The 12,726-nt window shown below is 71.9% G+C and carries 12 protein-coding genes; 7 read left to right on the top strand and 5 right to left on the bottom strand.

What is annotated here, in order from left to right; translation table 11 throughout:
- Positions 1–9: 9 nt before the first annotated feature.
- A complete protein-coding gene (locus ACIBK9_RS05085; RefSeq protein WP_397155253.1) occupies positions 10–945 on the bottom strand; it encodes a LysR family transcriptional regulator in 936 nt (311 codons plus the stop codon).
- A 79-nt stretch (positions 946–1,024) separates the two neighbouring features.
- Between ACIBK9_RS05085 and ACIBK9_RS05080 the strand changes: the two genes are divergently transcribed.
- The 3 genes from ACIBK9_RS05080 to ACIBK9_RS05070 all read left to right on the top strand — a co-directional run bounded on the left by ACIBK9_RS05080 (position 1,025) and on the right by ACIBK9_RS05070 (position 6,358).
- Positions 1,025–2,311 (top strand): pyridoxal phosphate-dependent aminotransferase, encoded by a 1,287-nt coding sequence (locus ACIBK9_RS05080; RefSeq protein WP_397155251.1) that lies wholly within the window; start codon positions 1,025–1,027, stop codon positions 2,309–2,311.
- Between the two features lie 141 nt (positions 2,312–2,452).
- Positions 2,453–3,097, top strand: coding sequence for a GNAT family protein (locus ACIBK9_RS05075; protein ID WP_352318377.1), 645 nt, complete (start codon positions 2,453–2,455; stop codon positions 3,095–3,097).
- Positions 3,098–3,352: 255 nt separating this feature from the next.
- A complete protein-coding gene (locus tag ACIBK9_RS05070; RefSeq protein ID WP_397155249.1) occupies positions 3,353–6,358 on the top strand; it encodes an AfsR/SARP family transcriptional regulator in 3,006 nt (1,001 codons plus the stop codon).
- A 255-nt stretch (positions 6,359–6,613) separates the two neighbouring features.
- On the opposite strand, the gene ACIBK9_RS05065 is transcribed toward ACIBK9_RS05070, so the two are convergent.
- Positions 6,614–8,026, bottom strand: coding sequence for a methyltransferase (locus ACIBK9_RS05065; RefSeq protein WP_397155247.1), 1,413 nt, complete (start codon positions 8,024–8,026; stop codon positions 6,614–6,616).
- 124 nt (positions 8,027–8,150) lie between these two features.
- Between ACIBK9_RS05065 and ACIBK9_RS05060 the strand changes: the two genes are divergently transcribed.
- On the top strand, positions 8,151–8,453 hold the full coding sequence (locus ACIBK9_RS05060) for a hypothetical protein (protein ID WP_352318383.1): 303 nt from the start codon (positions 8,151–8,153) through the stop codon (positions 8,451–8,453).
- On the opposite strand, the gene ACIBK9_RS05055 is transcribed toward ACIBK9_RS05060, so the two are convergent.
- Genes ACIBK9_RS05055 through ACIBK9_RS05045 form a run of 3 tightly spaced genes read right to left on the bottom strand, consistent with a single transcriptional unit; the run spans position 8,425 to position 10,544 of the window.
- The gene (locus tag ACIBK9_RS05055) at positions 8,425–9,402 is read right to left on the bottom strand and encodes an NAD(P)-dependent oxidoreductase (RefSeq protein ID WP_387671706.1); all 978 of its coding nucleotides are present in this window, start codon (positions 9,400–9,402) and stop codon (positions 8,425–8,427) included. The two genes, ACIBK9_RS05060 and ACIBK9_RS05055, sit on opposite strands and share 29 nt — an antisense overlap.
- 33 nt (positions 9,403–9,435) lie before the next feature.
- On the bottom strand, positions 9,436–10,035 hold the full coding sequence (locus ACIBK9_RS05050) for a TetR/AcrR family transcriptional regulator (RefSeq protein WP_352318387.1): 600 nt from the start codon (positions 10,033–10,035) through the stop codon (positions 9,436–9,438).
- On the bottom strand, positions 10,032–10,544 hold the full coding sequence (locus tag ACIBK9_RS05045; protein WP_358291316.1) for a GNAT family N-acetyltransferase: 513 nt from the start codon (positions 10,542–10,544) through the stop codon (positions 10,032–10,034). The genes ACIBK9_RS05050 and ACIBK9_RS05045 overlap by 4 nt, the downstream gene beginning before the upstream one ends.
- A gap of 58 nt (positions 10,545–10,602) precedes the next feature.
- Between ACIBK9_RS05045 and ACIBK9_RS05040 the strand changes: the two genes are divergently transcribed.
- The 3 genes from ACIBK9_RS05040 to ACIBK9_RS05030 are packed head-to-tail and all read left to right on the top strand — an operon-like array spanning position 10,603 to position 12,690.
- Positions 10,603–11,082 (top strand): winged helix-turn-helix transcriptional regulator, encoded by a 480-nt coding sequence (locus ACIBK9_RS05040; protein WP_397155244.1) that lies wholly within the window; start codon positions 10,603–10,605, stop codon positions 11,080–11,082.
- A gap of 32 nt (positions 11,083–11,114) precedes the next feature.
- The gene (locus ACIBK9_RS05035) at positions 11,115–11,936 is read left to right on the top strand and encodes an SURF1 family protein (RefSeq protein WP_397155242.1); all 822 of its coding nucleotides are present in this window, start codon (positions 11,115–11,117) and stop codon (positions 11,934–11,936) included.
- Between the two features lie 10 nt (positions 11,937–11,946).
- Positions 11,947–12,690: a tyrosine-protein phosphatase gene (locus tag ACIBK9_RS05030; RefSeq protein ID WP_397155240.1), complete on the top strand. Its 744-nt coding sequence runs from the start codon at positions 11,947–11,949 to the stop codon at positions 12,688–12,690.
- The last annotated feature ends 36 nt before the right edge of the window (positions 12,691–12,726 follow it).

The raw sequence follows: 12,726 nt of genomic DNA, 5'->3' as shown, positions 1-12,726 counted from the left end.
GGGCAGACGCTACCGCTCGGCCGGGGTCACCGGTTCCAGATCGCCGGCGATGTACCGGGCGGCCACGTGGATCGCCCGCAACGTCACCGACACCGACGGCCGGTGCACGCTGGACCTGCGGGCGACCGCGTGCACGTCGCGGCCGACCGGGTTGCCGGGGAACTCCCTGACCGCCAGCCCGCGCACCCCGGCGGCCAGCGCGAGCGCGGGCACCGCGGCGATGCCGATGCCCTTGGCGACGAGGGACAGGATCGTCCCGAGCCCCTCGAACTCCCAGGGCGTCGGCCGGGTGCCGCCGACGTCCACGAACAGCCGGTCCACGGCCAGGCGCGAGGGCTCGCCGTCGGGGGTGGCCATCCACGGCTCGTCGCGCAGCTCGCGCAGGTCGAGCGGCACCCCGGGGTCGGCCAGCCGGTGCCTGCGCGGCACGACGAGCACGATGGGGTCGCGCAGCAGGGGGAAGACCCGCAGGCTCTCGCTCTCGCGGACCGACCCGTACCAGTCGTCGACGAGGGCGATGTCCACCTCCCCCGCCTGGACCTCCCGCATGCCGCGCCCCGACCTGCTCTGGCCCAGGCGGAGCGTCAGCTCGGTGTGGCGGCGCAGCGAACGCGCGAGCGCCGGCGCGAATGCCACGGCCGCTGTGGGGAAGGCGGTGACGACGACGCGCCCCGAGGGGGTGCCCGCATGGGCGGAGAGGTCGGACTCGGCCTCCTCGACCATTGACAGGATGCGTTCGGCGTGCTGGACCAGCCGGCGGCCGGCGTCGGTCAGCTCCGCGCTGCGCGCGGTTCTGTCGATCAGCGCGGTGCCGGTCTCCCGTTCCAGCGCCGCGAGCTGCTGGGAGACGGCCGAGGGGCTGTAGCCCAGAGACTCGGCGGCGGCCGCGATGCTGCCCCGGCGAGCGAACTCACAGATCAGCGCCAAGCGCCGGAATTCGAGCATCAGACTTCCTTACGCCTACCCACAAAAAGCCTCGCTTGTACTGATGCCTTCATACAACCACCCTGGGAACGTGACAAACATGACCGTGACCTTGTCCGCCACCTTGGCGGCGAACGAAGACATCGAACGAAGACGGCGCGCTGGGGAACGCGTGCTGCACCTGGCCTTCGGCGAGGCCGGTCTGCCCGTCCACCCGGCGCTGCGCGACAAGCTGGCCGCCGCTTCCGAGCGCAACGGCTACGGGCCGGTCGCGGGCGCGTCCGGGCTCCGGGCCGCGGCAGCGGGCTACTGGACACGACGGGGGCTCCTGACCGACCCCGAGCTGGTCGTCTGCGGACCTGGCAGCAAGTCGCTGCTGTACGGCCTGCTCCTGGCGATCGGCGGGGACATCGTCCTGCCCATGCCCAGCTGGGTCAGCTACGCCGCGCAGGCCGATCTGGTGGGCTCCCGTCCCATCCTGGTGCCCGCACCGCCAGGAGAGGGCGGGGTGCCCGACCCCGACCTGGTCGTCGCGGCGGTCCGCAAGGCCCGGTCTACGGGCAGGACGGTCAGCTCCCTGCTGGTCACGCTGCCCGACAACCCGACCGGCCGGCTGGCCACGCCGGAGACCGTCGCCCGCCTGGCGGCCGTGGCCCGCGAGCTGGACCTGATCGTGATCTCCGACGAGATCTACCGCGACCTGGTCCACGACGAGTCGGCCGACTACACCTCGCCGGCCGACCTCGCGCCCGAGCGCACGATCATCACCACCGGGCTGAGCAAGAGCCTGGCGCTCGGCGGGTGGCGGATCGGCGTGGCCCGGCTGCCCGAGGGCGCGCACGGGCTGCGTACCCGGCTGCTGGCGGTGGCCAGCGAGATCTGGTCGGCGCCGGCCGCGCCCGTCCAGGAGGCCGCGTCCTACGCCTTCGACGAGCCGCGCGAGCTGACCGACCGGGTCGCCGGCAGCCGGAGGTTGCACGGCATCGTGGCGCGGGCCGTCCACGAGCGGTTCACGGAGATCGGCGCCTCGGTGCCGCGACCCCAGGGAGGCTTCTACCTCTATCCCGACCTGAGCCACCTCAGGCTCGGCGGCTCCGCCGAGATCACCCGGATCCTGCTGGACGAGCACGGCATCGGCGTCCTGCCCGGACACGCCTTCGGCGACGACCCGTCGGCCGCCCGGGTACGCGTGGCGGTGAGCCTGCTCTACGGCGACTCGCCCGAAGAACGACTGACCGCGCTGAACAGCACAGATCCCCTTCAACTGCCATGGATCGCAGCCAATCTGAACCATCTGTCCATGGGTCTGAAGGAGCTCGCTCTGGTCCGTCACGGCGTCGTGGGTGAACGTCACCCGGCGCTGGTGCCGGCACCATGTCACGGTTAGGCGAATCTTTCCCCAAGAGCTGGTTTACCATCCACCAAATCAGCCCTCTGACCTGCGGAAACACCGCACATCCAGAAACCCGGGAAAGATGGCTTCGAGAGCCTGGTTACGCGCGCGCCGCGCGAGCCTCATCATGTGCTCATGCCCGCTCTTGTCACCTTGTCCGGGCGCTCCGTGCGCCTGGAACCTCTCAGCCACGCGGTGATCGACGATCTCGTCGCCGCGGCGAGTGAAGACCGCTCCACTTACGCCTTCACTCGCGTCCCGGACGGCCGGGACGAGATGGTCTCCTATGTGGAGGCCGCCATGGCTGAGCAGGCGGAGGGCCGCACGCTGCCCTTCGCCATCCGGTGGCTGAACACCGACCGCGTGGTCGGTGCCACCCGTCTCATGCACCTGGAGTATTGGCAGGGCCCCATGCCCTGGCCTCCGGGTACACGGGGTGCGGTGGGCGACATCCCGTCCGTGGCGGACATCGGTTACACCTGGCTGGGCGCCTGCGCCCAGGGCACCGGCGTCAACCGGGAGAGCAAGTTCCTCATGCTCTCACTCGCCTTCGAGACCTGGAACGTCCACCGCATCACACTCAAGGCAGATGTCAGGAACGTCCGATCCCGGGCCGCCATCGAGGCCCTCGGCGCACACTTCGACGGGGTGCGGCGAGCGGATAGCCGAGGCGCCGACAACACGGTCCGAGATACGGCCTTCTACTCGATCCTGAACTCCGAATGGCCGCTCGTCCGAGAACGGCTGGCCATGCGGCTCGGACTGGTAGAGGCAGCGTAGGAACATCGGCAACGGCCCCGCCCATACTTTTCCGGGCGGGGCCTGTATTTTTCCGCGTCCCCATCGGCTCTACATGACACGCCCCCGTGTCGGTGCGCCATGTACGGCCTGCCATCAGCATGCGGAGGCATGGTCAACACCTGATCAAAGGCGGATCAACGGTGTGTTCCGGCGATCAGCCCAGTTCTAGGTGGTAAGCGGTACTGGATCTATCATTTGGACACAAATCGTTCCATTGCCCGGGAGACAGACGGCATGGCTGGTCAGAGCGTTGAGGGCGGGCTGCGGTTCGCCGTGCTCGGTCCCGTCCGCGCGTGGCGCGAGGGGCAGGAACTCGACCTGGGCACCCCGCTGCAACGTTCGATCCTCGGCATGCTGCTCCTGCGGGAGGGCCGCGCGGTCACCCCCGCCGAGATGATCGACGCCGTGTGGGGCGAGGACGCGCCGCCCCGCGCCCTGGGCGCGCTGCGCACCTACGTCTCCCGCCTGCGCACGGTGCTCGAACCCGACAGGCCCGCCCGCTCCCGTCCCGAGCTGCTGACCTCCATCGGCCGGGGCTACGCCCTCCGCCTGCCCGACGACGCGCTCGACCTGACCCGCTTCGAACGCGGCCTCGCCGAGGCCGAGACCGCCCGCAAGGCCGGCCGGCTCTCCGCCGCCGCCGAGGGCATGCGGGCCGCGCTGACCCTGTTCGAGGGCGAGCCGCTGGCCGGCGCCGTCGGCCCGTACGCCGAGCACCAGCGCGACCGCCTGGCCGAACGCCGCGTCAGCGTCATCGAGACGCTCATGGACCTCGACCTGGAGCTGGGCGGGCACGCCGCGGTCGTGTCCGAGCTGATCGCGCTCACCGCCGAGCACCCCCTGCGCGAACGGCTGCGCGCCCAGCTCATGCTGGCCTACTACCGGTGCGGACGGCAGGGCGACGCCCTCAACGTGTTCACCGAGACCCGCGAGGCGCTGATCGACGAGCTGGGCATCGAGCCCGGCAGCGAGCTGACCGCCCTCCACCAGCGCATCCTGGCCGCCGACCCGGCGCTCACCCTCGTGCCGCCGCCCGCCGCCCCGGCCGAGCAGGCCGCCGGCGAGCCCGCGGCCGAGGAGGAGCCGCCCGCGCTCGAACTGCCCCGCCCGGCGCAGCTCCCGGCCGCGGTCAGCGACTTCACCGGGCGCAGGGAGGTGGCCGTCCGCGTCCACACCCTGCTGTCCGCGCAGTCGTCGGCCGAGGGCGTGCCGGTGGTGGCGTTGTGCGGCATCGGCGGCGTCGGCAAGACCACGCTGGCCGTCCACGTGGCGCACGCGGCCGACGACCTGTTCCCCGACGGGCAGCTCTACGCCGACCTGCGCGGCCACAGCGACGAGGTGACCGCTCCGGAGTCGGCGCTCGGCGGCTTCCTGCGCGCGCTCGGCATCCCACCCGACGTCATCCCCGACGGCCTGGCCGAACGTTCGGCGCTCTACCGCTCGCTGCTGTCCGACCGGCGCATCCTCGTGCTGCTGGACAACGCCCGCGACGCCGACCAGGTCAGCCCGCTGCTGCCGGGCTCGCCGGGCTGCGCGACGATCGTCACCAGCCGGGCCAAGCTGGCCGACCTGCCCGCGGCCCGGCTGATCGACCTCGACGTCATGGAGCCGGACGAGGCGCTGTCGCTGTTCTCCTCCGTGGCCGGGCCCGAGCGGGTGGCCGCCGAGCACGGCGCCGCCATGGACGTGGTCGCCGCCTGCGGTTTCCTGCCGCTGGCCGTCCGGATCGTGGCCGCCCGGCTGGCCGCCCGCCCCTCCTGGACGGTCGCCTCCCTGGTGCCCAGGCTGGCCGACGAGCAGCGCCGCCTCGACGAGCTGCGCGTGGGCAACCTGGCCGTCGAGGCCACCTTCGCGCTCGGCTACGGCCAGCTCGAACCGGCCCAGGCCCGCGCCTTCCGCCTGCTGTCCCTGCCGAAGGGCCCCGACATCTCGATCGGGGCCGCCGCGGCCGTCCTGGCGATGAACATGTACGAGGCCGAGGAGCTGCTGGAGTCGCTGGTCGACATGAGCCTCCTGGAGGCCACCGCGCCCGGCCGCTACCGCTTCCACGACCTGCTCAGGCTGTTCGCCAGGCGCGTCCTGGACAAGACCGAGCGTCCCGAGGACAAGACGCTGGCGCTGCGCCGGCTGCTCGGCTTCTACCTGGCCTCGTCCCGGTCCGCCCACCGGCTGGCCTACGAGGGCAGCATGATCCCCGACAACCTGGCCGTGGTCGGCAGCGGGCTCACCTTCACCACCGTCGACGAGGCCGTGGCCTGGCTGATCTCCGAGGGCGACTCGCTGTTCGCGGCCATCAACCAGGCTGCGACGACGTCCACCGCCGGCGAGCAGCTCCTGCCCGCCGCCGACATGCTGGTGGCCATGGAACCGCTGCTGGAGGCGGGCACCCACACCCGAGAGTTCGACCAGGGCACCCGCGCGGTGCTCGCCGCCGCGCTGAACCTGGGCGACGAGGCCAGCGAGCTGCGCTCCCGGTACGTGCTGGGCCGGGTGCTGTTCGCCGGCAACCAGCTCTCGGAGTCCGAGACCCACTTCCGCCGCGTGTACGAGCTCTCCGACACCCGCGGCGAGAAGATCGTCACCGGCGAGGTGCTCAACGCGCTGGCCGTCGTCGTCGGCCGGCAGCGCCGCCACACCGAGGCCCTCACCCTGTTCGACGCCGCCTCCCGCTACTACCGCGAGAACGGCGTCCCCGCCGGCGAGGCCCTGGTGCTCAGCTACTCGGCCCGCGACCACCTGGGCCTCGGCCACGCCGAGGACGCCATCGCCGCGGCGGAGAAGGGCCTGGCCATCTTCACCGAGATCGGCAGCGGCGCCGGCACCGCCCGCGCCCGCTACCACCTGGGCATCGTGCTCAGCCGGGTCGGCCGGCTCACCGAGGCGGTGCACCACCACGCCGAGTGCCTGGCCTTCTTCCGCTCCAGCAAGCAGCGGGTCTGGGAGCAACGCGTGTGCTCCCGGCTGGCCGAGACGTTCATCGCCGCCGGGCGCTACCCCGACGCCGTACGCCACGCCGAGCAGGCGCTCGTGGTCTCGCGCGAGATCGGCCACCCCTACGGCGAGGCGCTCTCGCTCACCGTGCTCGGCCGGGCGCTACGCGGACTGGGCAGTGCCGCGCGGAGCCTCGACTGCCTCAGGCAGGCCTACGACGTCTTCACCAGGCTCGGCGCCCCCGAGGCCGGCGACCTGAAGCTCCTGCTGGACGGCTTCGCCGTCGAACGGTCCGTCGTCGAGTCCTGAGTACAGCTCGTCGTCCAGACGTGTCATCCACACATGGTTGATCAAGGCTGTCCTTAGTCAATGCCGATGGCAGCCCGGCCGGTCATCCTGACCGCCACGCGTCGCCAGGGGGCCCGGTCATCCGGATGCTTCGCGTGACGGCTAGCCGCCTCACACAGACGACCGGCCGGACTCGACGCGGACCTTCGAACCCCCCAGGCCCGCGTCTCGGTCAGAAGCCTCCACCGGCGCGGTCAACGTCGGATCAACGGTGAATCAAAGCAGGAAATAACCCTCGGCGATGAGCGGCCGGATCGCGTCGGCGTTGGGGATCTCGCCGTCGCCGACCAGCTCGGCGATCACGTTGAGCAGCGGCCCGAGCGCCAGCTCGCCGTCGCACACGCCGGCCAGGGCGGCCTCGACGGTGCCGACCTCCCTGCTGCGCCGCAGCCCCTGCGTCTGGCGCAGCACGATGCGGATCGGGTCCTCGGCGCCGGGCAGGCCGACGCGTTCGTCGAGCACCCCGTCGGCCGTGCGCAGCAGCGCCGCGTCGAGGTCGGCGGCGCGGTGGGCGGCGGCGATGGAGTCGAGCACGTCGTCGACGTAGTCGCCGACCGGCAGGGCCACCTGGTGGGGCAGGTGCTCCACGCGCACGACCGGGTCGAGGGTGCCCGAGTTGCGCATGGTGATCCAGCCGAAGCCGATGCCCTCGACCTTGCGCTCGTCGAACCAGGCCAGCCACCGGTCGTAGTGGTCGGTGTAGCCCTTGGTGCCCTGCTCGGCCGCGTCCTTGAGCCACAGCTCGACGTATTCGGCCGGATCCTGCACGTCACGCTGGACGACCCAGGCGTCGCAGCCGGTCTCGCGCAGCCAGCCGCCGACCCGGTCGTGCCAGTCCTCGCCCTCGACGTGCAGCCAGTTGGCCAGGAAGTGGGCCTGCCCGTCGGGCGCGAGGTGGCGCGGGGTGCGCCGGACCAGGTCGCGGCAGAAGTCGTCGGCCTCGCCGCCGGACTCGCGGTAGGTCAGCGTGCGCTCGGCCCCGGGGGCGATGACGAACGGCGGGTTGCTGACGACCAGGTCGAACAGCTCGCCCTCGACCGGCTCGAACATCGACCCCACCCGCGCGTCGACGCCCGTCACGCCGGACAGCTCCCAGCTCAGCCGGGCCAGCTCCACGGCGCGCGGGTTGAGGTCGGTGGCCACCACCTGCTCGGCCCGCCCGTCGAGGTGGAGCACCTGGACGCCGCAGCCCGTGCCGAGGTCGAGCGCGCGCGTGACGGGCCGGCGGCTGACGAGCTGGGCCAGGTTGGCCGAGGCGCCCCCGGCCCCCACGACGTGGTCGGCCCGCAGCGCCGGGTCGCCGGGCCGGACCTTGCGGTCGGAGACCACGTAGCCGCCGGTCTCCCACGGCTGGAGGTGCACGGTCGCCCTGATCAGGTCGCCGTCGGCCGACACCAGCCCCGACTCCAGGACGGCGGCCGGCACGGATTTGGCCGGCACCGGCACGCCGAGCCACCAGAGCCTGATCAGGGTGCCCAAGGGGTCGCCGTCGGCGGTCGCCCGCAGGGCCGGGACGAGCTCCTCCCGCGCCAGGGCCGAGGCCGCCATGGCGCCGAGCCGGTCGCGGACGCCGTCGATCGTGTAGCCGGTTTCGAGGAGGTGATGGCGCAGTCGTTCCACGGACACCATCCTTTCACCAGCCACCGACAGTGCTCATACTGTTACTTACGCACCCAAGCGTTCTGCAAGCCATGGACAAGTGGGTGGCGGTATCTCTAGGGGTGCAAGACGCCGTACCGAGGAGCGCGCCCCCATGCTGATCCCCTGCCTGGCCTGCGAGTCGCGATTCGGGCCCGACGAGTACTTCAACGCCTGCTCCGACTACAACCGGGGCCTGGACCTGGTCTCGTGGACCTGCCCGCGCTGCGGCAACCGCGACGACCTGCGGGTGCTGCCCGGCGAGCTGGGGTTCGGCTACCCCTCGCGCGGCAGGTTCGACGTGCACGACCGGCTGCGCGTGCCCGGCCTGCGCAGGCAGCGCGGCGACCTGCGGCTGGACATCTCCCTCGACCGCTCCCGCTGGCAGGTCAGGACGCGGATCCGGCAACCGGCCTGACCGGCGCGCACGCGTACGCGGGCGGCTCGCCGCGCAGCAGCCGCGCGATGTCCTCCACCAGCGCCTCCGCCAGCTCCTCCAGGCTCTCCCCGGTGGCCTCGCCGAGCCTGGGCGTGAGCACCACGTTCGGCAGCCTGGTCAGCGGGTGGGCCGGATCGAGCCATTCGCCCTCGAAGTGGTCGAGCCCGGCGCCGCCCACCTGCCCCTGGCGCAGCGCGTCCACCAGGGCGGTCAGGTCGTGCAGGGCGCCGCGCGAGGTGTTGAGGTAGATCGCGCCCTGGCGCATCGCGCCGAACTCGCTGTAGCCGAACAGGCCCCGCGTGTCCGCGGTCAGGGGCACGTGCAGCGACACCACGTCGGCCTCCGCCAGCAGCGCGGGCAGGGTGTGCGTGGCCTCGGGGACGTACGGGTCGCAGGTGACCACCCGCATGCCCAGCCCCTGGCAGCGCCAGCGCATGGCCCGGCCCACCCGGCCGAGGCCGACGATGCCGAACGTGCGTCCGGTGAGCCGTCTGCCGCGGTGGCGCTGGGCGGGGGGCACCCTGCCGCGATGGGCGCGGCCTCTGCGCACCTCACGGTCGGCGGTGACGATGTTCCTGCTGACCGCGAACAGCAGCGCGAGCGTCAGCTCGGCCACCGCCTCGGGGTCGCGGTCGGGGGCGTGCAGGACGGTGACCCCGCGTTCGGCGGCCAGGCGCAGGTCGACCCCCGTGGGGGCGCCGAGGCTGGCCACGATGTCGATGTGGAGTCCGAGCACCGAGGTGCGAACCTGGTCGCCGTCGGTGATGAGCACGTTCGCGCCGGTCTCGATGACCAGGTCGGCGAGCTGCTCGTCGGTGAAGCCGACGCTCGGCCGGGGAGGAGCCTCGGCCACGTCGGCGACCTCGCCCAGACGGGCGAGCGCGCTCTCCGGCAGGTCGGGCAGCACGAGCGCCCGAGGTCTTCTCACATTTGGACAATAACACCACAGACGGTACTCAGATCATTGCTCCCCGCGCTGGCGGAGACTCTGCCAGGCCGCCTCGCCCAGGCCCTTGATCTCTTCCTCGGTCGGGGTGTGCGCCCCGGCGAACCACAGGCGGCACATCTCCTGCGCCGGCCCGAGCCACAGGACGTAGCACATGGTGGCGTGGACGGGCTGGAGCTGCCCGTTCTTCATGTGCGGCTTCCACCAGTCGGAGACCTGGCGGAAGAACGCGCGCCTGGCCTCGGCCACCTCGGCGCCGCCCGGCTCGTGCTTGCGCGGCGGGCGCTCGCTGACCAGGATCCGGGCCCGCTCGGGGTGCTCGCCGGCCCAGCGCATGTGGAAGGCGACGACGGCCTCGATGCCGGCGCGGGCGTCGTCGTGCCGGACCAGCTCGGCGAGGAACTCCTGCTGGTAGGCGTCGAGGATCTCGGCGTACAGGACGCCGTAGACGTGCTCTTTGCTGGCGAAGTGGTGGTAGAAGCTGCCGACGCTTACACCGCTCTCCTCGCGCAGACTGGCCAGCGTGGTGGCCGAGACACCGTCCTGGCTGAAGCGGCGGAGGGCGCCCTCGATGATGCGGGTGCGGCCGTCGCGTCCGTTCTTGACACTCTTCACACTGTCAATGGTGTGCTACCAGAACGTTGTTCCGCAAATACTCCGGCCAGATCGATCATAGCGGTCACCTCGACCGTACCGGACGCGACCTTCATCTCGGCGTCCGGCCACAGCCTGCGGACCAGCCTGAGCACCCGCCGGTTCTCGCCCAGCACGTCCATCCCGACCGTGCGCGCCCCCCGCACGGCGGCCCTGAGCAGCAAGGTGTCGACGAGTCGCGGGCCGAGCCCGTTCCCCTGCCAGCGATCGGCCACGACGACGGCCACCTCGACGTCGGCGCAGCCGCCCCGGTAGCTCATGGCGTGCCCGACGATCTCGTCCCCGGCGGTGACGACGAGCGCGTCGCGGCGCTCGTCCAGGGTCAGCAGGGTGCGTACGAGGTGAGCGGCCGGGACGGTCACGCCGGTGAAGAAGCGCAGCGTCTGGGTGTGCAGCGACAACCCCGTCAGGAAGCGTCTGATCCGTTCCTCGTCGTCCGGGCGGACCGGGCGGATCTGGGTTCCGTGCATAGACTCAGCCTGCCCCTCGGAGCTGAGTCTGTCAATTGAACTCAGATATAATGCCGAGATGAACGTGCCGTTCCGATTGGGCTTCCGGGTGGACAACTGCTCGATCGAGCGCACCCTGGACATCGTCGGGGAGAAGTGGACCTTCCTGGTGCTGCGCGAGGCGTTCAGCGGCGTGCGCAGGTTCGCCGACATGCAGGCGGTCACCGGCGCACCCCGCCAGGTGCTCAGCGCGCGCCTGGCCCGGCTGGTCGACGAGGGCCTGCTGCGCAAGGAGCCCTACCGCGAGCCCGGCCAGCGCCAGCGCGACGAATACCGGCTGACCGACAAGGGCCGCGACCTCTATCCGCTGCTCGTCGCGCTCATGCACTGGGGCGACAAATACCTGGCCGACGAGGAGGGCCCGCCGGTGCTGCTCACCCACCGCGACTGCGGCGCCCCCGTCGAGCTGCACTTCCGCTGCGCCGAGGGCCACGAGGTGGCCGGGCCGCGCGAGGTCACGCCGGTCCCCGGGCCGGGCCCCGGGGTGCGGAGCGTCTAGCGGGCGAGCCGCGTGAGGGAGCACCCGCCCCGGTGCCTAACCTTGAAGGCGTGTACCGGTTCCTGCTGACGCCCCGGTGGCTGGCGCTCCACGTCGTGGTGCTGCTGGTCATCCCCGCCTTCGTGTTCCTGGGCAGGTGGCAGTTCGGGCGTTTCGAGGAGCGGTCCGACAACAAGGACAGAGTGACCGCCAACATCGAGGCCGCCGCCGTCCCGCTCGACCGGCTCGCGGCTCCCGGCCGGCAGGTCGGCGAGGGCGACCGATACCGCACGGTCGTCGCCTCCGGCACGTACGACACCTCCCACGGCCTGCTCGTCCGCCGCCGCCCGCAGGAGGGCCGCAACGGCTTCTACGTCCTGACCCCGCTCGTCACCGGCGACGGCAGCGCCGTCATCGTCAACCGTGGCTGGATCCCGGCCGCCGCCAGCGCCGACGCGGCTCCCGAGGTCCCCCCTCCGCCCACCGGACAGGTAACTGTCACCGGGCGGCTACGTCAGAGCGAGACCGAAGACTCCACCGGCATCCGCGAGCGGTCCGGGCTGCCGGACGGCCAGGTGCTGCTGATCGACGCGGCCAAGATCGGGCAGCGCATGCCGTACCGGCTGGTGGGCGGCTATGTCGAGCTCACCGGGCAGCAGCCGCAGGCCGCCGCCGCGCCCGCTCTGGTGCCCGCCCCCGACGTCGGCTCCGGCGGCGGCCTCAACCTGGCCTACGGGGTCCAATGGTGGCTGTTCATCGGCATCGCGATCGGCGGCTGGATCCTGCTGATCCGGCGCGAGGTGGCCGAGCGGAAGTCCGGGAAACCCGCCGGTGAGACGGCGGCGACCCAGGAAGCGGAAACCGCCGCCAACTAAGGTGTGAAGGGTGATCCGCCACATTGAGTTCACCAATCTCCGCAACTTTCGTGACGTAGGTGGATATGCCACCGAGGACGGGCGCACCGTCCGGTGGCAGCGGCTCTACCGGGCCGACTCCCTGGGCTGGCTGGCCGGCGACGACCTGCGGGCCTTCCACGCACTGCGCGTGCGCACCGTGATCGACCTGAGGCATCCCGCCGAGGTCGAGCGGGCCGGCCGGGTGCCGGAGACCGAGGGGTTGCGCTACCGCAACCTGCCGATCGAGGGCCGTCCCTGGGACATCGCCCAGTTCAGCGAGGAGATCGGCGTCGAGCGCTACCTCGCCGACCGGTACCTGGAGGTGACCGAGGACGGCGTGGAGAACCTGCGCGCCGCCGTGGAGACGGTCGCCGTCGCGGACAACGCGCCGGTCGTCATCCACTGCGCGGTGGGCAAGGACCGCACCGGCCTGCTCACCGCGCTGATCCTCTCGCTCGTCGGCGTCGCCGAGGACGACATCGTCGCCGACTACGCCCTGACCGGCCTGGCGACCGAGCGCTTCATCGCCGACCAGCGCACCAGGCACCCGGACGCCCTGCTGTGGCCGGGGTTCGGCCGGGCCCCCGCCCGGGCCATGCGCCTGTTCCTGGACGACCTGATCGACCGGCACGGCTCCGTCGAGGGCTACGTCACCGGCGTGCTCCAGGTCGACCGTGCCACCATCGCCGAACTTCGCGAAAATCTCCTGACTGATTCGATCTCCCGCGGGTAGAAGGCGCCGGGGTCCGCAAGGGGCAGCATCCTCAAG

The organism is Nonomuraea sp. NPDC050227, from assembly GCF_044459705.1.
Classification (GTDB): Bacteria; Actinomycetota; Actinomycetes; order Streptosporangiales; family Streptosporangiaceae; genus Nonomuraea.
This window is presented reverse-complemented; position numbering and strand designations above follow the sequence as displayed.